Source organism: Pseudomonas sp. MF6767, from assembly GCF_016405475.1.
In the GTDB taxonomy this organism is placed as follows: domain Bacteria; phylum Pseudomonadota; class Gammaproteobacteria; order Pseudomonadales; family Pseudomonadaceae; genus Aquipseudomonas; species Aquipseudomonas paracarnis.
This window is the reverse complement of sequence record NZ_JAEKCY010000015.1, coordinates 104,671-123,884: the sequence shown is the minus strand read 5'-3', so window position 1 is coordinate 123,884 and position 19,214 is coordinate 104,671. Positions and strand designations below refer to the sequence as shown.

Below are 19,214 nucleotides of genomic sequence, written 5' to 3'. Positions count from 1 at the left end.
CCTGCTCGAAGGTTCTGCCGTGACACACCTCTATCAGCCCGCTCCAACCGTTCCCGCCGTGCGCAGTATCCTGGTCGCGCTGATGATGGCGATCTTCCTGGGTGCCCTGGACCAGACCATTGTCGCCGTGTCCATGCCGGCCATTTCCGCACAGTTCCATGACGTCAACCTGCTCGCCTGGGTGATCTCCGGCTACATGGTAGCGATGACCGTGGCGGTGCCGATCTACGGCAAGCTCGGTGACCTGTATGGGCGCCGCCCCATGATGCTCATCGGCATGGGCGTGTTCACCCTCGCGTCGCTGTTCTGCGGCCTTGCGCAAAGCATGGAGCAACTGGTGCTGGCGCGGGTTCTGCAGGGTATCGGCGCTGGCGGGATGGTCTCGGTGAGCCAGGCGATCATTGGCGACATTATTCCTCCCCGCGAACGGGGACGTTATCAGGGGTATTTCAGCAGCATGTACGCGGTGGCCAGCGTGGCCGGGCCGGTACTGGGCGGTTATATGACCGAGTACCTGTCGTGGCGATGGGTGTTTTTGATCAACCTGCCACTGGGCGTCGGTGCCTGGTACGTGGCCCATCGCACTCTGGTGGGGCTGCCGGTGCCGCAGCGCAAGCCGATCATCGATTACCTCGGCACGGTGCTGATGATCGTCGGCCTCACCGCCTTGTTGCTGGGCATCACTGAAATCGGCCAGGGCCATTCGTGGCGTGACGATCAAGTGCTGGGGTTGCTGGCCTGTGCCCTGTTGGCCTTGAGCGTGTTTGTATGGCACGAACGCCGCGCACGGGAACCGCTGTTGCCGATGCACTTGTTTGCCAACCGCAGTGCGGTGTTGTGCTGGTGCACGATTTTCGTCACCAGCTTCCAGGCGATTTCCCTGACGGTGCTGATGCCCCTGCGCTACCAGACCGTGACCGGCGCTGGTGCCGACAGCGCAGCCCTGCACTTGCTGCCGTTGGCGATGGGCTTGCCGATGGGCGCGTATTTCGCCGGGCGCATGACCTCGGTGACCGGCCGCTATAAACCGATGATCCTCAGCGGCGCGGTGTTGAGCCCGCTGGCGATTCTCGGCATGGCCTACAGCGCCCCCCAGGCGGTGGCGCTTACCAGCGTCTTCATGTTGTTGTGCGGTATCGCCGCCGGCATGCAGTTCCCGACCTCGTTGGTGGGTACGCAGAACTCGGTAGAGCAACGGGATATCGGTGTGGCCACCAGCACCACCAACCTGTTTCGCTCCCTGGGCGGGGCAGTGGGGGTGGCCTGCATGTCGGCGTTGCTGCTGGCGCTGTTGCACGATTCCAGTTTCGCCCATTTGACGAGCGGCGCACTGGTGGCCGAAGGCAGTTCCGGCAACGTACTGCTCGACGGCCTCAACGCCGCACCCGGCCCGGCGCAGGATGCGTTGCGCGACGAGCTGGCGGTGACGTTCCGGCATTTGCTGATGGTGAGTGCGGCGGTGTCGCTGCTGGGGTTGGCCGCTGCGATAGCGATGCCGAATCGGGTACTGCGCGGCCGTGAAGACAAAGTTAGATAAGCGGACGCGGAGCGTCCCAGGCGGCGTTCCCACGCAGAGCGTGGGAACGATCAGGATCAGGGGCTGTAATACCCCACCGCAACCATGAAATGCCCGCTCTTGCGCACATAGGCATGCTTGTTCTCGACCTTGCCGGTCACCGGGTTTTTCCAGCGGTATTTGTATTCGCCCTGGTCCTGTTCGGCCATCATCTGGAGGATCGGCACACCCACCGGTTTGCCATCCGGGTCCTTGATCTTGGCAAAATCGGTGTTGATCAGGCGCAGGTTGGTGCCGTGGGCGACGTAGCGCCGGGTGTTCAGGTCCACCACAAACACGTACAGGTCATCTTGCAGGAAGCCACCCTGCAAAGAGTTGATCGCCTTGAGCGTGCCGGTTTCATCCTTGACTAACGCCTCCACCGCCTTGTTGCGCAGCGCCCGTGCCTGTTCCGGCGTGGCGCGCGGCAAGTAATAACCGACCGCCAGGATGCGTTCGCCCACCCGCTGATAAAACACATGCTTGTGTTCGACCTTGCCGTCATTCCAGTTCTGCCAGCGATAGTCAGCCTGCTGGATACCCTGGCCTTCGGGCACGCTAAGGGCTTGTTTGAACGAGGCTTGCAGGTCGGGCCCGAGCACCTCGGACACATCGCGACCGATCAGCGCGGAGGAGGGCCCGCCACTGGCCAACAGCACGCCTTTTGTATCGACCACAAACACATAGCGGTCCTGGTCGATGAACTCGCCCTGACGGCTGAAGGCGGCGAAGGCCTTGTCACCTTGCTTGTGGTAGTACGCCAAGGCTTTTTCCAGCAGGGCCTTGGCGGCTTGGGCATCCGCTTCCTGTGCCGTGGCGGCATGCACCTGGCTGCAACACAACAGCAGCAGCCAGGTGAATCGGAGCAGTCTCTTCATTTACCCGTCCCTCGTTCTTGTTGGTGTGCCAAGAGCGTAGACGGTTGGCGGCAAATCAGAAGGGTTTGGTCGGCAGGTATTTGCCGTCCAGGGTGATGACCGCACGGGAGCCGCCGTCCGGGTCTTCGACTTTCTTGATGTCCAGCTTGAAGTTGATGGCGCTGATGATGCCGTCGCCGAATTGCTCATGCACCAGGGCCTTCAAGGTAGAGCCGTAGACCTGCAGCATTTCGTAGAAACGGTACATGGTTGGGTCGGTCGGCACACCGCTCGGGAAGCTGCCGCGCAGTGGGACGCTTTGCAGCAGTCGGCTGGCGTCCTCGTCAAGGCCGAGTTTGCCGCACACGATGTCGGCCGCCTCCTTGGGCAGCGGGTGCTGGCCGAGCAGGGCTGCGGTGACGAATGCCAGGCTCAGCCCGGTGCCGTCGGTGAGGTCCTGCCACGACAGGTTTTTGCGTGCCTTGAGGTCGATAACGGTGTCGGCCAGGGCCAGGCGTGGGGTTTGGGCGAATTGGGATTGCAACATGGTGACGTCCTCTTGGGTTGAATAAGGTTCAGGCGGCGTGGGCGCGGGTGCTGGGGTGGTCGAGCAGGGAGACGAAGCGCCCGGTGTGCCCGTCCAAAGCGTCGATGCCGCCGGTTTCGATGTCGTACACCCAGCCATGCAGGTTCATCCGGCCTTGTTCCAGCGCCAGGGCGACCGAAGGGTGGGTCTTGAGATTAGCCAGTTGGGCGACCACGTTTTCGCGCACCAAGGCATCCAGGCGGGCAGCGTCCGAGGCATGCGTACGGGCTGCATTGATCACCTTGGCCGACTCGGCATGGCGCAACCAGTTGGCCACGGCGGGCAGGTGGTCCAGGCATTTGCAGGTAGAAATTGCAGTCATTGCACCGCAGTCCGAGTGCCCGCAAATCACAATGTCGCTGACGCCCAGCACCGCTACGGCATATTCGACTGTGGCCGACACGCCTCCCGGTTCCGGGCCGTAGGACGGCACTATGTTGCCGGCGTTACGGATGACGAACAGGTCACCGGGTTCCTGCTGGGTCAACAGCTCGGGGACTACGCGGCTGTCAGAGCAGGACACGAACAAGGTGCCGGGGTTTTGCGTGGTCGCCAGGTGTTCGAACAAGTCACTGCGCGGGGTAAAGGCTTCACGTTGGAATTTGCGAAAGCCGTCGATGAGATGCTGCATGGTGGTTCTCCTTGCGTCGCTGATGGGGCAAGGATGGAAGTTTTCGGCTATAGCGTCCAAGACCGGTTTATTATGCTTTCTATAAGTTATTCCTATAGTTGGAGCACTGCCCATGCTGTTGCGTCATATCCGTTACTTGCTGGCCGTTGCCGAGCATCGCAATTTCACGCGTGCCGCCGAGGCGCTGCACGTGTCGCAGCCGACCTTGTCGCAACAGATCAAGCAACTGGAAGAAAGCCTGGGCGCGCCACTGCTGGACCGTTCCGGGCGCAGTGTCAGCCTGACCGACGCGGGGCAGGCCTATGTGCGTTATGCGCGGCTGGCCTTGCAGGATCTACAGGCCGGCACCCGCGCCATACATGACGTGCAGGACCTGCGCCGGGGGCATTTGCGCCTGGCCATGACGCCGACCTTCACCGCCTACCTGATCGGCCCGCTGCTGGCACGCTTCAATGCGTTGTATCCCGGCATCACCTTGAGCATTGAGGAACTGACCCAAGACCGCATCGAAGCAGCCCTGGGCGAGGACCTGCTGGATGTCGGCATCGGCTTTACCGGCGAGCATGGGCTGGAGATCGACTGTGAGGCGCTGTTTGTCGAAGAGCTGAGCCTGGTCGTCAGTGCCAGCCATCCAGAACGCACACAACCAGCCTGGCTCGAACAGCCCCTGGTGCTACTGAACACAGGCTTCGCCACCCGCCGCTATATCGACGACTACTGCCACCAGCAAGGGGTTAAACCGCAGATTGCCATGGAAGCCAATTCCATCAGCGCGATTATCGAAATCGTGCGCAGCACGCCCCTGGCAACCATCCTGCCCCGCGCACTGGCCGAGGCTCAGGCGGGCCTGCATGCCGTGGTGATCAATCCACCGTTGCCGCAGCGCACCGCGGCACTGCTGAGTCGCAAGGGCGCGTATCGCAGCGCTGCGTGTGCGGCGTTTGTAGCGTTGATCAAGGCGTAGGACCGGGCTGACGCCCCAGGATCCCAATGTGGGAGCTGGCTTGCCTGCGATGACGGCCGGACAATCAAGACCGATCTACCTGACACCCCGCATTCAAGGCGCAGCCAACCACTGCCCCACAATCCCCGCATACGCCCCCGTCGCCACACTCAAATGCAACCACTGATCCACATAACTCTTCCAGGCCACATCATCGCGCGGCAGCAAAAAGGCTTTTTCACTGTACTGCATCGGTTGCTCCGGGTTGACCGCACACAACCCAGGCTTGAGCTTCTGCTGATAACGCGCCTCGCTGGCGTCGGTAATCATCACATCGGCTTTGCCCGCCAGCAGTTCATCAAAAATCGTCACGTTGTCATGCAGGCGAATCTGCGTCTGGCCCAGGTGCGCACGGGCAAACACTTCATTGGTGCCACCGGCGGGTTCGATCACTCGCACCTGGGGCTGGTTGATCTGTTCCACCGTCTGGTAGCGCTGCACATCGGCGCAGCGCACCAGTGGGATCTTGCCATCGACCCCGAGAGACTGGCTGAAGAAGGCTTTTTTCTGACGTTCCAACGACACGGAAATACCGCCCACCGCGATGTCGCAGCGTTGGGCCAGAAAGTCCGGCATCAGAGTTTTCCAGGTGGTGGGCACCCAGTTGATTTTGGCGTTGAGGCTGTTGGCCAGGGACTCGGCCATGGCAATGTCGATACCTTCATAGCCGCCGTCGCTGCGCAGCGAGGTGTAAGGCTTGTAGTCCCCGGTGGTACATACGGTGAGGGTGCCGCGCGCAATCACGTCGTCAAGGCGTGATGCGGCTGTGTCGGCCTGGGCGACATTGGCCAGGCTTGCCAGTACACAGAGGGCCAGAGGCGCTTTCATGGAGTCGAATCCTTGGGGCTCGGTTGAAGCAGCCATAATGCCCGTTTTGGTAGGAACGAGCTTGCTCGCGGAAAAGCTGTGTGCGCCGCTGTGAACCAGGCACCCCGCGTTATCGTTAACGATCTTCGCGAGCAAGCTCGCTCCTCCAGACAGAATGTTTAGCCAAACTGCAACCAAACTCCATCAAGCCTGAATTTACCCGTGTAACCTCGCGTGTGACGCTCAAGTCTTTCTATCACTGTGAATCGCGCATGCACGCTTGCCCCGACACTCACACCGCGACATTGCCGTCTGCGCTTGCGTTCTGGGCTCTGTTCCATTGCCGACACGCGCGCCCGCCAGATACCTCTCTCCTACGTTGATCTACCCCCAAGGATGACGCGCACCTGTGCGCATCTGCCCGGCGGCGCCTGCGCGCTTGCCTGACGCAAACGTATGAGAATTCCCATGAGTGTTTTTGCCAGCCTGCATGAAGCCCAGACCTTCCTTGAACAGAACCCCGACATTGAGATGTTCGAGCTGTTTATCCTCGATAACAACGGCGTACCGCGCGGCAAGCTGCTGCACCGCGACGAACTGCTGGCGGTGTACGAAAGTGGCCGGCCTCTGCCCAGTACCATCCTCGGCCTGACCATCAATGGCGATGACGTAGAAAACTCCGGGCTGGTCTGGGAGGTGGGGGATATTGACTGCCGCGCCTACCCGATCAGCGGCAGCTTGCAGCGCATGCCATGGCGCTTGATCCCCACCGCAGCGGTGCAAGTCAGCATGCACCCCACCGAAGGTCTGCCCGCCACCGTGGCCGACCCCAGGCACCTGCTGGCCAATGTTATCGAGGCGCTCAAGGCCGACGGTTATTACCCGGTGATGGCGGCGGAGCTGGAGTTCTACCTGCTCGACCAGAAGCCCGACAGCAACGGCCGCCCGCAACCGGCGCGGGATGTGGATGGCAATCGCCCGCGTTCGACGCAAGTCTACGGCTTGCGCGAACTGGAGCAGATCGAGCCGTTTCTTGCCGACCTCTACAGCGCCTGCAAACTGCAAGGGATTCCGGCGCGCACAGCTATCTCCGAGTACGCGCCGGGCCAAGTGGAAATCACCCTCGAACACCGCACCGACGCGCTGCAGGCGATGGACGAAGCCGTGCGCTACAAACGCCTGGTCAAGGGCGTGGCGCACAAACATGGAATGACCGCCTGTTTCATGGCCAAGCCGTTCGACGACCTGGCCGGCACCGGCATGCACATGCACGTCAGCCTGGCCGATGCCCAGGGCAATAACCTGTTTGCCAGTGAAGCGACCGACGGCACGCCACTGCTGCGCCAAGCCGTGGGCGGCATGCTCAGTACCTTGCTCGATTCACTGTTGATGTTCTGCCCCAACGCCAACTCTTATCGACGCTTCCAAACCAACAGCTATGCGCCGCTCGCTGCCACCTGGGGCGTGGACAACCGCACCGTCAGCCTGCGCGTGCCCGGTGGCCCGGCTCTATCCCGGCATATCGAACACCGCATCTGCGGTGCCGACGCCAACCCCTACCTGGCGGCTGCTGCGATCCTGGCCGGCATTCATCGAGGCATCCGCGAACAGCTCGACCCTGGCGCCCCGGTGCAAGGCAACGGCTACGCCCAGGCCAAGGAACTGCTGCCCACCGACTGGCTGACCACCTTGCGCGCGCTGGAAACCTCCCGCTGGGCACCGGATGCGTTCGGGCGCGAATTCCTAAGCGTTTACCTGGCGGTCAAACGTGCCGAATACCGCCAGTTCATGGGCGAGGTGGGGGAGCAGGATTGGCGGTGGTACTTGCATCAAGCGTGACCGGTTTTAGCGGGGTGGGCTTTCGACCTTTTTTTCACGTTGCGAAGGTTAAGCTGCGGATCAAGGTCGTTCACTACCGTTTCATTCACATGAGCCCGCGATGTCGCCACAACCTCCATTCTCCATCGAGACCGAATTCACCGAGCGCTATGACCGTGAGCATGCCAGGGGCTGTGGCGACCCGCGTCCGCCCAGGCTGTTGCAGCGCCTGTCGGCGTGGCGCGATGCGCGGTTGGTACGCCAGGCCCTGAAAGTGGCGGGCGAGCCAGGGCTTATCCTCGACCTGGCGTGCGGTTCCGGGCGCTTCTGGCCGGTGCTGGCCGAACACGTCAACCGTGTGATCCTGGCCTCGGACAACTCCCAGGCGATGCTCGATCACGCGCGCACCCATCACCCGGGTACGTTGCTCAAGCGTGTCAAAACATTCCAGGGCTCGGCGTTTTCCATTGGCCTTTCGGCGAATGCGGTGGACTGCATTTTCTGCCTGGATTTGTTTCGCCATGTGCCCGGCAGCGATGCACGGCTCATGTTATTGCATGAGTTTCACCGCGTCAGTCGCGACACGGTGATTGTTGCCGTGAACGTGGGCACGCCGGTAGAGAGCGAGTTTCGCCAAGCCGGCTTCAAAATCCTCAATTACCAAGAGTTCCTGCCGGGCTCGCGGCGATGGTGCGTCTACGTTTTGCGTAAGAGAGGATAACGCCCATTTGTCGGACTATTCTTCCTCTTCTGTCGGAGTTTTCATGATGGCGTGTGCACTGCGGATGCTCGCAAGCCCCTTTCGCGATATATACTGCGCGCCATTCTTCAAGGGAGAGCCGTGTGGCCATCGATATTCACTGGATCTGCGACAACGATAGCCTCGGCCAGCATTGCGCCGAATGGCAGCAGTTGCCATTCGTCGCCCTCGACACCGAATTCATGCGGGTCGACACCTTTTACCCTATTGCCGGGCTGATCCAGATCGGTGATGGCGTGCGCGCTTACCTGATCGACCCCCTGACTATCGACAATTGGCAACCCTTGGCCGCCTTGCTGGAGAACCCGGCGGTGATCAAGGTGGTGCACGCCTGCAGCGAAGACCTGGAAGTGCTGTTGCGCCTGACTGGCAGCTTGCCAGTGCCGTTGTTCGACACCCAATTGGCGGCGGCGTACCTCAACCTCGGTTTCTCCATGGGCTACTCGCGCCTGGTGCAGGCGGTGTTGGATATCGAGCTGCCCAAGGGCGAAACCCGCTCCGACTGGCTGCAGCGGCCATTGTCAGAGACGCAGGTCAGCTACGCCGCCGAAGACGCCGTGCACCTGGCCGAGGTTTACACCCGCCTGCGCCCGCAACTGTCGGACGACAAATACGCGTGGGTATTGGAAGACGGCGCCGAACTGGTGGCCAACCTGCGCCGTGAGATCGACCCCTACGAGCTGTACCGCGACGCCAAGCTGGCGTGGAAATTGTCCCGTGCCCAACTCGCAGTGCTGCGTGAGCTCTGCGCCTGGCGCGAGCAGCAGGCCCGTGCCCGCGACTTGCCGCGCAACCGCATCGTTCGCGAGCACTCGTTATGGCCCCTGGCCAAATCCCAGCCGGATAACCTCGCCGCCCTGGGCAAGATCGAAGACATGCACCCGCGTACGGTGCGCCAGGACGGCCAGTTCCTGCTGGACCTGATCAAACGCACTGCCAGCCTGCCCATGGACCAATGGCCGCCTGCCGTGGCAGAGCCGTTACCGGTGGACGCTGCAGCGTTGATCAAGCAACTGCGGGCCCTGGGCCAAACCTTCGCCGAGCGCCTGGACATGGCGCCGGAACTGATGCTGCGCAAGAAAACCCTCGAAGCCCTGGTTAAAAGTGGCTACCCCGATGGGCCTTACCAATTGCCAGACTCGCTGCGTGGCTGGCGCCGCGAGTTGATGGGCCAGGCGTTGCTCGACAGCCTGGCCAATGCCGGAGAACAGCCTTGAAACGTATTTGCTCCATCTACCGCAGCAAGAAAAAAGACGGCATGTACCTCTATGTGCTCAAAAGCGATGCCCTGGAGCGCGTGCCCGAGCCGTTGATGGAAGCCTTTGGCAAGGCGCATCACGCCTTTGACATGGTGCTGACGCCGGAGCGCAAGCTGTCGCGCGAAGACATCGCCGTGGTGCTGGAAAACCTCGACAAGCAGGGCTACCACCTGCAAATGCCGCCGGCCGAGGACGAGTACATCGAGCACTTGCCCGAAGAGCTGCTGCGCCGCAACGACCCGATGTGATCGACCAGTGCCCGCTTCAGGGCACAGCTTCAATGGAATCGTATTAGAGGACGGTGGCCGTAAGGATGCGGGCGGCCGTCTGCACTGTTTTTTCAAAGGTTTGAACCATGCGTGTTCTGATTGCTGAACAGGATCATCCGCTCTACGCCCAATTGCTCAGGGACGCCGCCCCAGACCTCGAAGTGCTGACCAGCGGCGACTCGGCCGAACTCTCGCGCCTGGCCGCCGACTGTCCGGTGTGGCTGGGCCAGCCCGATCTGTTGGCTACCCTGCTGCGCCAGGGCCATCATCCGCAATGGCTGCAATCGACCTGGGCGGGCATCACGCCCCTGCTGGCCGATGGCTTGCCACGCGACTACCGGCTGACCCGCGCGGTAGGCATTTTTGGCCAGGTCATGGCCGAGTTTGTCCTCACCTACATGCTGGGCCACGAGCGCGAAGTGCTGGCGCGGTTGGTCAGCCAGGTGGAGCGCAAATGGGATAACCGCATGGGCCAGAGCCTGGCGGGGCGTAAGGCGCTGATCGTCGGCACCGGTGACATCGGCCAGCGCGTGGCCGAGTTTCTGCTGCCGTTCGGCGTGCAGTTGTATGGCATCGCCAGCCAGGCCCGCGAGCAGGCACCGTTTATCGAAGTGGCGGGGCTCGACCAGTTGGGCCGGCTGGTGGGGGAGGTGGATTACGTGATCAACCTGCTGCCCAACACGCCTGATACCCATGACCTGTACGACGCGGCGCTGTTCAAGCAATTCAAACCCACCGGTTTGTTTATCAACGTCGGACGCGGCGTGGCGGTGGTGGACGCCGACCTGGTCGAGGCGCTCAAAGAAGGGCACCTGGCCGGCGCGGTGATCGACGTGTGCCGCCAGGAGCCCTTGCCGCAACGCCATCCGTTCTGGACGGCGTGGGGTTTGCTGTTGACCGGGCACAGCTCGGCCCCGACCTCGCCGCCAATGATGGTGGCGTTGTTTGTGCAGAACCTGCGGGCGTATCAGGCCAAGCAAGCGCTGCGCGGGGAAGTGGATTTCGAGCGCGGCTACTGACAAAACGCGGAAAAATGTGGGAGCGGGCTTGCTCGCGAATGCAGTGGATCAGTCAACACATTGGGTGGCTGCCACACCGCATTCGCGAGCAAGCCCGCTCCCACATTGAGTGTACGCAAGTCTTAGAGACTGAAGTCACCCTCGGACACCAGCTCGCTCAACGGCTTGCGCGGGCTCGGCATTTCGCGCCCTTGCAGGTACTCCGGCAAACTCGACTTGTCACCCAGCTTGCCCACCGCCACGGCCGCATGCAGCGCATAACCCTGGGGAATCTTGAGCTCCTTGCGGGTCAGTTCCTGGTCGAAACCGGCCATGCCGTGGGTGTGCCAGCCACTGAGGCTGGCTTGCAGCGCCAGGTGGCCCCAGGCCGAGCCGGTGTCGAAGGTGTGCCAAAGCGCCGGGGTTTCTTCGGTAGCACCGGGGGCGATGAAGTCGGTTTTCGACGCGATGATGATCAGGGCCGACGCATGCTGCGCCCAATTGCGGTTGAATTCATTCAGCAGGCCCAGGAAGCGCTCCCAGTCCGGCGTGTCACGGCGCGCATACAGAAACCGCCACGGCTGCGAGTTGTAGGCCGAAGGCGCCCAGCGTGCCGCTTCGAAGAAACTCAGCAGCGTCTCCTGCGGGATGCTCTCGCCGGTAAAGGCGCGGGGCGACCAGCGCTCGGTGAATTGGGTGTGGATCGGATAATCGGCAACACGGGGGTTATTGCTCATGGACAGACCCTGATGGAAAAAAACGGGATTCAAAACTACTGCGCCCACCCAGGCCTGACAAGTCTTGCAACACCGTCAGTCGTAAGCGCTTGGCCCCAACGGGCTTGGGCACTAGACTGGCGGCCTTTTCACCTTCCGATACTGATGCAGAGCCATGGCCGCCAAAGTCGAACCTTTCTGGATACGCAAAACCCTTGAGCACCTCGACCAAGAGGAGTGGGAGTCATTGTGCGACGGCTGTGGCCTGTGCTGCCTGCAAAAGCTTGAGGATGAGGACGACAACAGCGTCTATTACACGCGTATCGCCTGCAAACTGCTCGACCTGAAAACCTGCCAGTGCACTGATTACCCCAACCGCCGCGCCTCGGTGCCTGATTGCATTCAGCTCACACCGGGCCAGGCCGATCAGTTCAAATGGTTGCCGCCGACCTGCGGTTACCGCCTGGTCAGCGAGCGCAAGGATTTGCCGCTGTGGCATCACCTGGTCTGCGGCGACCGTGATGCGGTGCACCACGAACGCATTTCCCAGTCCGGGCGCATGCTCAGCGAAGGCAGCGTGCCCGAGGACGACTGGGAGGATTACCTGATTTTCCGCGCAGGCTGAATGAGGAGTGTGTATGAAGGTGGCCGCCAAGTGGGCAGCGGGCCTGGTCGTGCTGGCGCTGAGCGGACCGGGCTGGTGCGCGAAGAAAGTCGACCTGGATTACCACATCAAGCTGTTGCCCCAAAGCCAGCAGGCCGAGGTGCGCGTCAGCCTGTCCCAGGGCGCGGCGGTGCGCAGCCTGAACTTCGACCTGGGCCGCGACGGTGACTACAGCGACTTCAAGGCCGATGGCCAGTGGCAAGTCACGGGCAACCGTGGCCTGTGGCAACCCAGCCCTGACAAGGCCAGCCTGACCTACCGGGTGCGCCTGGCCCATGCGCGCAAGCCCGGCGTGTATGACACACGCATCACGCCCGGCTGGGCGTTACTGCGCGGCGAAGACCTGGTGCCGGCCGCCCGTCTCGACCAGCAAGACGGCGTCGAACTGGTCTCACGCCTGATGTTTGAACTGCCGACGGGTTGGAAGAGCGTCGAAACCGCCTGGCCGCGCATCGGCCAGAACAAATTCCGCATCGACAACGTGTCCCGCCTGTTCGACCGCCCCACCGGCTGGATGCTGGCGGGCAACCTCGGCAGCCGCCGCCTGCGCCTGGGTGATACCGACGTCACCGTGGCCTCGCCCAAGGGCCAGGGGATGCGCCGCATGGACGTGCTGACGTTACTGACGTTTGTCTGGCCCCAGATGGAGGCCGCGTTCCCGCGCCATCCTGGCAAACTGTTGATTGTCGGTGCCAGTGACCCGATGCGGCGGGGCGCTTATTCGTTACGCGATTCGATCTACCTCAACAGCCGCACGCCGCTGGTTGGCGAAAATGGCAGCAGCCCGTTGCTGCGCGAAGTGGTGCAGGCCATCGGGCGCTTTAATGACCACGACAGTAGTGACTGGATCAGCGAGGGCTTGGGCGAGTACTACGCGATTGAGCTGATGCGGCGTGCCGGTGGCATCACCGATGAACGCTATGCGGCGATCCAGGCGCGGCTGACCAAAGAAGGCAAAGATGTCACCACTCTCAAAGGCGAGCACGTCAACGGCGCGACGCTGGCGCGTTCGGTGGTGGTATTGCAGGAACTGGACCGTGAGATCCGCGTGAAGACCCACAACAAACGCTCCCTGGACGATCTGGCGCAGGCAGTGATGCGGGTGAACAGCATCAACACCAAAGAGTTCGTGCAGTTGGCCGAGAGTGTGATCGGTGAGTCGTCGGTGGTACTGGACAGCAAACTGCTGCGCTGATCCAAGCCCCTGTGCAATTCAAAATGTGGGAGGGGGCTTGCCCCCGATGGCGGTGGGTCAGCAAAAAGTAGGCTGCTGACAGTCTGCTATCGGGGGCAAGCCCCCTCCCACATTTGAATCTCCAGCATGTCCAAGTCTTAAGTCAGGCTTTAGGTTTCACCGCCTTTTCAGCCGCCACTTCGGCCTTGGTCTTCAGGTTCTTCAACTCTTCACCGGCCCGTTCGATCTTGGTGCGCACACTGTTCATTTCCTGGCGGCCCTGTTCCAGTTTGTCCTTGAGCGAACTGTGCCCGGTAAAGCCACGGGCCAGTGCCACGCCACCAATCGCCACCTGGATCAAGCCGAAAATCCCGCCGCGGCGCAAGCCTTTACCCACCATCATTACCCCGCCGGCCACCGAGCCGATGCGCTCCCAGCCATGCACGTTCTGGGTGGGTTGAGGCTTCAAGGGGGCGGCTTCGATGATAGGTCGCAAGGTTTTGCTGTCGCTCATGATCAGTCTCCAACAAGGGCAAGTGTTATTAGCTGACTGCGCGCATGTGCCGGATGTTCCCGCAATGTCAGTACTTGGGGCCCGAACGGGTGTTATTGCCCTTGGCCAGGCGGTCATAGAGCACCACGTTGACCGTGGCCGCCAGGTTCATGCAGCCGGTGGTGGGGATGTACACCACGTCCTCGCACCAGTCGCGGATCTCTTTGTCCAGGGAGCCGTCTTCGGGGCCGAAGATATACAGGGCCCTGTCGGGGTGGGTGTATTCAGGCAGCGGACGGGCGCCTTCGACCAGTTCCACGGCCACCGGAATGCAGCCCAGGGGCAGGATCTTTTTCAGGTCGTCGATGCCGATCAGCGGGATATCGTGGTGCACCTTCTTGGTGTCGGTGATGAAATCCCGGGCGCGCTCGTAACGCACGCCGGTGTAGAACACCGAGGCCACGCCGTAGCAGCCGGCGGCACGCATCACCGAGCCGACGTTTTCGGGGGATTTGGGGTTATACAGACCGATGCAGCTGTAGCGTTTATTGCCCACGGGGAAGGGTGCCTTGAGAAAAACGGCGATTATACGGCCTGGGGGGATGCAGTGCTTGGGCGATCGCATCGCGGGCAAGCCCGGCTCCCACGGGGAAATGCATTCCTACTGTGGAAGCTGGCTTGCCTGCGATGAGGCCGGAACAGGCAAAGAAGAACGTTAGTCTTCCTTCTTCATCAACCCCGCCAACGCCGCAAACGGGTTGTGCGTTGCCTTGGCAATGCTCGGGCTGCTGGTGGAGCCTTCGCCGAAGTATTGCTGGTCGGTGTAGCGCGAGTGTTCGTTGTCGTGGCAGTACAGGCACAGCAACTCCCAGTTGGAGCCGTCCTGGGGGTTGTCATCATGGTTGTGGTTGCGGTGGTGGACGGTCAGTTCACTCAAGCGCTTGCCGGAAAACTCACGGGCGCAGCGGCCACACACGTGGGGGTACATCTTCAAGGCTTTATCGCGGTAGCCCATTTCGCGGTCGCGCTGGGCATCGGCGAGGATGCGGTCCAGCTTGGCGGTGTGGGAGGGTGGGTTATTCGAGCTCATCATGGCTCCTGGCTATTATTGGGTGGTTCACGGACAAGGTTGATTCTAGCCGCTCCCACAGGGGATTGGCGCTATTGAATCAACCGTGATCAGCCCTTGAGCTTCTCTGCAATCCAGATGGTATGCCGCGTGCCCTTGTTGCCATGGGCAAACACTTGCACTTCCTCGGCCTTGAAACCGGCCTTGCGCAGTTTGTCACTGAACAGCTTGTCGGCGCTGGCCGACCACACCGCCAGCACACCCTTGGGCCGCAGGGCCTTGGCGCACGCGGCCAGGCCACTGGCCGAGTACAGCCAACTGTTAGCTTTTTGCGTGAGCCCCTCGGGGCCGTTGTCGACGTCGAGCATGATCGCATCAAAGCCTTGGGGCTCGGCCTGCAGTACCTTGGCCACGTCTTCCAGGCGGACCACGGTGCGCGGGTCCAGCAGCGGGCGTCCGGATTTCTCCCCCAGTGGCCCACGGTTCCATTCCACGACGCCGGGCACCAGTTCGGCCACCACCACTTCGGCGCTCTTGCCCAAATGCTTGAGCGCCGCGGCCAAGGTAAAGCCCATGCCCAGGCCGCCGATCAGCACCCGTGATCCTGGGCGTCCGGCCACTTTGCGGCAGGGAATCTCCGCCAAGGCATCTTCGGAGCCGTGCATGCGCGTGTTCATCAACTGGCCACCGTCACCGCCCTGGATCTTGATGACGAAGTCCTCGCCGTATTCGAACAGGCACAAGGCACCGCCGTTGTCGGGGATTGGGGTGGTGTCCAGCAGAACAAAACGTTTCATGGAAATCTCATTGGGAAGGGCATTCTTGCGCGGTTGGGAGTAGCCTTAGGGCATTCCGGTCAGGCCATGGAGCCATCGATGAAGTGCAGCATTCTAACGGTCATTGTGTTGAGCGCGCTCGCATTGGGTACCGCGCAGGCTCAGGAGTTACAAACCGTACCGGTCGCGCCCACGCCAACCCCAGGCGCGCCGGGCACGCCAACACCCACGTTGTACCCGCAAGTCACGCCGCCCGTTGCGCCCAAGACCCAGAATGGCTCGCCGCCGCTGGCGCCCATCGTGTTGCCGGCGCCGCCCAAGGACCAGACGGTCCCTGGCCTGCAGCAGAACGACAGCAAGCCGAAAACGCCGGGCGGTTAGACCAGACCGAGGGCCTTGAACACAAAGGCATATTCGAGGGCGACGTCACGTAAGCCCTGATAGCGCCCGCTCATGCCGCCATGGCCGGCACCCAGCTCGGTCTTGAGCAGCAGCAGGTTGTCGTCCGTCTTGATATCCCGCAGCTTGGCCACCCACTTGGCGGCTTCCCAGTACTGCACGCGGCTGTCGTTATAGCCGGCGATCACCAGCGTGGCCGGGTAAGCCTGGGCGCTGACGTTCTCGTACGGCGCGTAAGCCTTGATGCGCGCGTACACCTCGGGGTCCTCGGGGTTGCCCCACTCGTCGTACTCGGTGATGGTCAGCGGCAGTTCCGGGTCGAGCATGGTATTGAGCACATCGACGAACGGCACTTCGGCAATCGCCGCCTGGAACAATTCCGGACGCTGGTTGAGCACCGCGCCGATCAACAGGCCGCCGGCACTGCCGCCACTGATCGCCAGTTGCGGGGAGGTGGTCAGGCGCTCGGCAATCAAATGTTCGGCGCAGGCGATAAAGTCGCTGAAGGTGTTCTGCTTGTGTTCCTGCTTGCCGTTGCGATACCAGGCTTCCCCCAGCTCACCGCCGCCGCGCACATGGGCGATGGCAAACGCCACGCCACGGTCGAGCAAGCTCAGGCGCGCATGGGAGAACCACGGGTCCAGGCTTGAGCCGTAGGCACCGTAGCCATACAGGTACAGCGGCGTCGGCTTGCCGAGCTGGTCACGCTTGACCACCAGGCTGATGGGTACCTGAGTGCCGTCGGCGGAAGTGGCCCACAGGCGTTGGCTGACGTAATCGTCGGCGTTGAAGACGCCCAGTACCGGGGTTTCCTTGAGCACGACCTGCGCGCCTGTCGCCAGCTCGAGCTGGCGCACTTGGGCCGGGCGATTCAAGGCCTCATAGCGCAGGCGGATCTTGTCGCTGGGGAACTCCAGGCTGTTCTGCACGTAGAGGCTGTAGGCGGCGTCAGGCAATTGCACCCGATAGGCCGGCACATCCTCCGGGTGCACTTCGATGACCGGCAGGCCACCGATGCGCAGGCTTAAGGTCATGGCGTTGGCGTTCAGGCTCACGCCGTCGAGCATGACCTCGTCGCTGTGGGGGATCAGGTTCTGCCAGTCGGCTTCGGTGGGCGGCGTGCCGGTGTCGGCGGCCACGTACAGCGCATGGTTGATGCCGTCGCGGTTGCTGCGGATAAACCAGGTCCACTGGCCATTGCGCTTGCCGTGGTCGACGTCGTATTCGTGGTCTTCGACCCGTGGCGCCAGGCAGGTGAAGGCCAAGTGCGGTTGCTCGGCGTCCAGCGCCCAGACTTCGCTGGTGGTCTTGCTGCCCAGGGCCAGCAACAGTTGGCGTTCGGAGCTTGAGCGGTAGCAATGCAGGAAGAAACGGCCGTCGGGCTCGTGGAACACTTCCTGCGCTGCGGTGCCGTCCAGGCGATAGCGATACAGTTTGTGCGGGCGATGGGTGTCGTCCAATTCGCCGAAAAACAGGGTCAGGCTGTCGTTGGCCCAGGTCATGCTGCCGTCGCAGTTGTCGAACGCCAGTTCGCTGACCTTGTCGGTCGCCAATTCCTTCACGAACAGGGTGTAGATCTCTTCGCCGCTGGTATCGAGGCTGTAGGCCAGGCGTTGGTGATCGGGGCTGATGCTGAACGCGCCCAGGGAGAAAAAGCCGCCATTGGCCAGCACGTTCGGGTCCAGCAACAGCTCTTCGCTGCTGGTGTCCACCTGGTTGCTGTCATCGGCCGGGCGGCGGCAGCGGTAGTGGCGGGCGTATTCGTCGCCGGCGGTGGTGCGGGTGTAATACAGATACGGGCCCCAAGGGGAGGGCAGGGACAGGTCAGTTTCCAGAATGCGGCCCTTGATCTCGTCGAACAGGGTCTCGCGCAACGCTTGCTGATCGGCCAGTTGGGCTTCCTGCCAGGCGTTTTCGGCCTTGAGGTAGTCGAGCACCTCAGGGTTGTCGCGTTCTTGCAGCCAGGCGTACGGGTCTGGGCCTGGGGCCTTGCGGGCAATCGGTGCGGTGGAAATAGGCATGGATAATTCCCTATCTGGCAGACGGTGGCAGGCATTGCAGCCGCGACACGCAAAAGCCGTTATCATAGCCGCCTGTTTGCCAACCTTGCCATGGACACCATGACCGAGAACGACTATCTGACCGCTTGGGGCCTTTACGCCTTCGCCGCTTTGGGCTGCCTGTTGGTGTGGTGGCGCATGACCCGCTGGATCTGGCGCTGGCTGCGCGAGCCCCTGCAATTGCTGATGGCGGTGTTGCTGCTCAGCCCGACCATTGTCGACCCGGTCAAGACCCAGTTTGCGCCGGCCGTGGCCATTACCGCCCTGGACCTGGTGCTCAAGGTCGGCAACAACGCCTGGCGCGCCATTTCCGACCTGTTCATGTACACGATGATCGCGTTTGCCCTGTACATCGTGTTTGTGCTGATCCGCTGGCCCATCGAGCGCGCCGCCAATGCTCGCCGTGAGCGCAAGGCTGCTGCGGATGCGGCCTTGGCCGCCGAGCCGGAAGACGACGAACCGTTCCGTCGTCCGGCGCCTGCCGGTGGTATGCGGGTCGAACCGCGCCTTTAACGTTGTTTGCCCTGCAGCGAGAGCCCTGGCATGTGTGAATTATTGGGCATGAGTGCCAACGTCCCCACCGATATCGTGTTCAGCTTTACCGGGCTGATGCAGCGCGGTGGGCGTACTGGCCCGCACCGCGACGGCTGGGGCATCGCCTTCTATGAGGGCCGTGGCCTGCGCTTGTTTCAGGACCCGGCCGCCAGCAGCGAGTCGGAAGTCGCGTTGCTGGTGCAGCGTTACCCCATCAAGAGTGAAGTGGTGATCGGCCATATCCGCCAGGCCAATGTGGGCAAGGTCAGCCTGGCCAATACTCATCCGTTCGTGCGCGAGCTGTGGGGGCGTAACTGGTGTTTTGCCCACAACGGCCAACTGGCGGACTTCAACCCCCGCGCCACCTTCTACCGCCCTGTGGGCGATACCGACAGCGAAGCGGCGTTCTGCGACCTGCTCAACCGCGTGCGCGAGGCCTTTCCCGAGCCGGTGGACATCGAACAGGTGCTGCCCGACCTGATCGCCGCCTGCGCCGAATACCGCAGCAAGGGCGTGTTCAACTGCCTGCTCAGCGACGGCGACTGGCTGTTCTGCTATTGCTCGACCAAGCTGGCGCAGATCACCCGGCGTGCGCCTTTTGGCCCGGCGCGCTTGAAAGATGTCGACGTGATCGTCGATTTTCAGGCCGAAACTACCCCCAATGATGTGGTAACGGTGATCGCCACCGAACCCTTGACCGACAACGAAAACTGGACCCGCTACGAACCGGGCCAATGGAGCCTGTGGCGACGCGGTGAATGTGTCAGCCAGGGCGTTACCGAGTAA

General features: G+C 62.2%; 22 protein-coding genes. 12 read left to right on the top strand and 10 right to left on the bottom strand.

The window, feature by feature from the left end; genetic code table 11:
- Positions 1-19 precede the first annotated feature (19 nt).
- Complete coding sequence (locus JFT58_RS21980; RefSeq protein WP_054898836.1) at positions 20-1,537, top strand: MDR family MFS transporter; 1,518 nt, start codon at positions 20-22, stop codon at positions 1,535-1,537.
- A gap of 56 nt (positions 1,538-1,593) precedes the next feature.
- On the opposite strand, the gene JFT58_RS21975 is transcribed toward JFT58_RS21980, so the two are convergent.
- Genes JFT58_RS21975 through JFT58_RS21965 form a run of 3 tightly spaced genes read right to left on the bottom strand, consistent with a single transcriptional unit; the run spans position 1,594 to position 3,629 of the window.
- Positions 1,594-2,433, bottom strand: a complete 840-nt coding sequence (locus JFT58_RS21975) for a cache domain-containing protein (RefSeq protein WP_034126612.1) — start codon at positions 2,431-2,433, stop codon at positions 1,594-1,596.
- A 55-nt stretch (positions 2,434-2,488) separates the two neighbouring features.
- Complete coding sequence (gene cynS, locus JFT58_RS21970) at positions 2,489-2,959, bottom strand: cyanase (protein ID WP_014717475.1); 471 nt, start codon at positions 2,957-2,959, stop codon at positions 2,489-2,491.
- Between the two features lie 28 nt (positions 2,960-2,987).
- Positions 2,988-3,629: a carbonic anhydrase gene (locus JFT58_RS21965; RefSeq protein ID WP_198834596.1), complete on the bottom strand. Its 642-nt coding sequence runs from the start codon at positions 3,627-3,629 to the stop codon at positions 2,988-2,990.
- A gap of 112 nt (positions 3,630-3,741) precedes the next feature.
- On the opposite strand from JFT58_RS21965, the gene cynR reads away from it, so the two are divergent.
- Entirely contained in the window at positions 3,742-4,593 is an 852-nt protein-coding gene (gene cynR / locus JFT58_RS21960) for a transcriptional regulator CynR (RefSeq protein WP_054898835.1), read from the top strand.
- Between the two features lie 93 nt (positions 4,594-4,686).
- Here the strand turns inward: cynR and JFT58_RS21955 are convergent, their stop codons facing one another.
- The gene (locus tag JFT58_RS21955) at positions 4,687-5,460 is read right to left on the bottom strand and encodes a transporter substrate-binding domain-containing protein (RefSeq protein ID WP_054898834.1); all 774 of its coding nucleotides are present in this window, start codon (positions 5,458-5,460) and stop codon (positions 4,687-4,689) included.
- A 447-nt stretch (positions 5,461-5,907) separates the two neighbouring features.
- On the opposite strand from JFT58_RS21955, the gene JFT58_RS21950 reads away from it, so the two are divergent.
- The 5 genes from JFT58_RS21950 to JFT58_RS21930 all read left to right on the top strand — a co-directional run bounded on the left by JFT58_RS21950 (position 5,908) and on the right by JFT58_RS21930 (position 10,564).
- A complete protein-coding gene (locus JFT58_RS21950; protein ID WP_034126616.1) occupies positions 5,908-7,278 on the top strand; it encodes a glutamine synthetase family protein in 1,371 nt (456 codons plus the stop codon).
- A gap of 100 nt (positions 7,279-7,378) precedes the next feature.
- Positions 7,379-7,978: a class I SAM-dependent methyltransferase gene (locus JFT58_RS21945; RefSeq protein WP_054898833.1), complete on the top strand. Its 600-nt coding sequence runs from the start codon at positions 7,379-7,381 to the stop codon at positions 7,976-7,978.
- A 122-nt stretch (positions 7,979-8,100) separates the two neighbouring features.
- A complete protein-coding gene (rnd, locus tag JFT58_RS21940) occupies positions 8,101-9,234 on the top strand; it encodes a ribonuclease D (RefSeq protein WP_034126618.1) in 1,134 nt (377 codons plus the stop codon).
- The gene (locus JFT58_RS21935; RefSeq protein ID WP_003189597.1) at positions 9,231-9,524 is read left to right on the top strand and encodes a YcgL domain-containing protein; all 294 of its coding nucleotides are present in this window, start codon (positions 9,231-9,233) and stop codon (positions 9,522-9,524) included. The genes rnd and JFT58_RS21935 overlap by 4 nt, the downstream gene beginning before the upstream one ends.
- Positions 9,525-9,631: 107 nt before the next feature.
- Positions 9,632-10,564, top strand: coding sequence for a D-2-hydroxyacid dehydrogenase (locus JFT58_RS21930; protein WP_054898832.1), 933 nt, complete (start codon positions 9,632-9,634; stop codon positions 10,562-10,564).
- A gap of 122 nt (positions 10,565-10,686) precedes the next feature.
- Here the strand turns inward: JFT58_RS21930 and JFT58_RS21925 are convergent, their stop codons facing one another.
- The gene (locus tag JFT58_RS21925; RefSeq protein WP_054898831.1) at positions 10,687-11,280 is read right to left on the bottom strand and encodes a nitroreductase family protein; all 594 of its coding nucleotides are present in this window, start codon (positions 11,278-11,280) and stop codon (positions 10,687-10,689) included.
- 154 nt (positions 11,281-11,434) lie between these two features.
- Here JFT58_RS21925 and JFT58_RS21920 point away from each other — a divergent pair, with 154 nt between their 5' ends.
- On the top strand, positions 11,435-11,884 hold the full coding sequence (locus tag JFT58_RS21920; protein WP_003172524.1) for a YcgN family cysteine cluster protein: 450 nt from the start codon (positions 11,435-11,437) through the stop codon (positions 11,882-11,884).
- A gap of 13 nt (positions 11,885-11,897) precedes the next feature.
- Positions 11,898-13,118 (top strand): hypothetical protein, encoded by a 1,221-nt coding sequence (locus tag JFT58_RS21915; protein WP_054898830.1) that lies wholly within the window; start codon positions 11,898-11,900, stop codon positions 13,116-13,118.
- 142 nt (positions 13,119-13,260) lie between these two features.
- On the opposite strand, the gene JFT58_RS21910 is transcribed toward JFT58_RS21915, so the two are convergent.
- The 4 genes from JFT58_RS21910 to JFT58_RS21895 all read right to left on the bottom strand — a co-directional run bounded on the left by JFT58_RS21910 (position 13,261) and on the right by JFT58_RS21895 (position 15,456).
- Entirely contained in the window at positions 13,261-13,611 is a 351-nt protein-coding gene (locus tag JFT58_RS21910) for a YgaP family membrane protein (RefSeq protein WP_014717485.1), read from the bottom strand.
- Between the two features lie 67 nt (positions 13,612-13,678).
- Positions 13,679-14,146, bottom strand: coding sequence for an RNA methyltransferase (locus JFT58_RS21905; RefSeq protein ID WP_003189607.1), 468 nt, complete (start codon positions 14,144-14,146; stop codon positions 13,679-13,681).
- A gap of 159 nt (positions 14,147-14,305) precedes the next feature.
- Complete coding sequence (locus JFT58_RS21900; protein WP_054898999.1) at positions 14,306-14,680, bottom strand: YajD family HNH nuclease; 375 nt, start codon at positions 14,678-14,680, stop codon at positions 14,306-14,308.
- A gap of 89 nt (positions 14,681-14,769) precedes the next feature.
- Positions 14,770-15,456, bottom strand: a complete 687-nt coding sequence (locus tag JFT58_RS21895; RefSeq protein ID WP_034126624.1) for a spermidine synthase — start codon at positions 15,454-15,456, stop codon at positions 14,770-14,772.
- A gap of 78 nt (positions 15,457-15,534) precedes the next feature.
- Between JFT58_RS21895 and JFT58_RS21890 the strand changes: the two genes are divergently transcribed.
- A complete protein-coding gene (locus JFT58_RS21890) occupies positions 15,535-15,816 on the top strand; it encodes a hypothetical protein (protein WP_034126625.1) in 282 nt (93 codons plus the stop codon).
- Here JFT58_RS21890 and JFT58_RS21885 read toward each other — a convergent pair.
- Complete coding sequence (locus JFT58_RS21885; RefSeq protein WP_054898998.1) at positions 15,813-17,855, bottom strand: S9 family peptidase; 2,043 nt, start codon at positions 17,853-17,855, stop codon at positions 15,813-15,815. The genes JFT58_RS21890 and JFT58_RS21885 overlap by 4 nt on opposite strands.
- A gap of 24 nt (positions 17,856-17,879) precedes the next feature.
- Here JFT58_RS21885 and JFT58_RS21880 point away from each other — a divergent pair, with 24 nt between their 5' ends.
- Positions 17,880-18,407, top strand: a complete 528-nt coding sequence (locus JFT58_RS21880; protein ID WP_034126627.1) for a hypothetical protein — start codon at positions 17,880-17,882, stop codon at positions 18,405-18,407.
- Between the two features lie 30 nt (positions 18,408-18,437).
- Positions 18,438-19,214 carry a class II glutamine amidotransferase gene (locus JFT58_RS21875; protein ID WP_003189615.1) on the top strand — a complete coding sequence of 259 codons (777 nt, stop codon included), beginning with the start codon at positions 18,438-18,440 and terminating at the stop codon, positions 19,212-19,214.

Coding starts and splice junctions, on each gene's coding strand:
- JFT58_RS21965 (WP_198834596.1), bottom strand. CDS start 3,629: ATGCAGCATCTCATCGACGGCTTTCGCAAATTCCAACGTGAAGCCTTT.
- JFT58_RS21900 (WP_054898999.1), bottom strand. CDS start 14,680: ATGAGCTCGAATAACCCACCCTCCCACACCGCCAAGCTGGACCGCATC.
- JFT58_RS21890 (WP_034126625.1), top strand. CDS start 15,535: ATGAAGTGCAGCATTCTAACGGTCATTGTGTTGAGCGCGCTCGCATTG.
- JFT58_RS21910 (WP_014717485.1), bottom strand. CDS start 13,611: ATGAGCGACAGCAAAACCTTGCGACCTATCATCGAAGCCGCCCCCTTG.
- cynR (WP_054898835.1), top strand. CDS start 3,742: ATGCTGTTGCGTCATATCCGTTACTTGCTGGCCGTTGCCGAGCATCGC.
- JFT58_RS21975 (WP_034126612.1), bottom strand. CDS start 2,433: ATGAAGAGACTGCTCCGATTCACCTGGCTGCTGCTGTTGTGTTGCAGC.
- JFT58_RS21885 (WP_054898998.1), bottom strand. CDS start 17,855: ATGCCTATTTCCACCGCACCGATTGCCCGCAAGGCCCCAGGCCCAGAC.
- JFT58_RS21945 (WP_054898833.1), top strand. CDS start 7,379: ATGTCGCCACAACCTCCATTCTCCATCGAGACCGAATTCACCGAGCGC.
- JFT58_RS21930 (WP_054898832.1), top strand. CDS start 9,632: ATGCGTGTTCTGATTGCTGAACAGGATCATCCGCTCTACGCCCAATTG.
- JFT58_RS21915 (WP_054898830.1), top strand. CDS start 11,898: ATGAAGGTGGCCGCCAAGTGGGCAGCGGGCCTGGTCGTGCTGGCGCTG.
- JFT58_RS21955 (WP_054898834.1), bottom strand. CDS start 5,460: ATGAAAGCGCCTCTGGCCCTCTGTGTACTGGCAAGCCTGGCCAATGTC.
- JFT58_RS21895 (WP_034126624.1), bottom strand. CDS start 15,456: ATGAAACGTTTTGTTCTGCTGGACACCACCCCAATCCCCGACAACGGC.
- JFT58_RS21950 (WP_034126616.1), top strand. CDS start 5,908: ATGAGTGTTTTTGCCAGCCTGCATGAAGCCCAGACCTTCCTTGAACAG.
- JFT58_RS21875 (WP_003189615.1), top strand. CDS start 18,438: ATGTGTGAATTATTGGGCATGAGTGCCAACGTCCCCACCGATATCGTG.
- cynS (WP_014717475.1), bottom strand. CDS start 2,959: ATGTTGCAATCCCAATTCGCCCAAACCCCACGCCTGGCCCTGGCCGAC.
- JFT58_RS21920 (WP_003172524.1), top strand. CDS start 11,435: ATGGCCGCCAAAGTCGAACCTTTCTGGATACGCAAAACCCTTGAGCAC.
- JFT58_RS21925 (WP_054898831.1), bottom strand. CDS start 11,280: ATGAGCAATAACCCCCGTGTTGCCGATTATCCGATCCACACCCAATTC.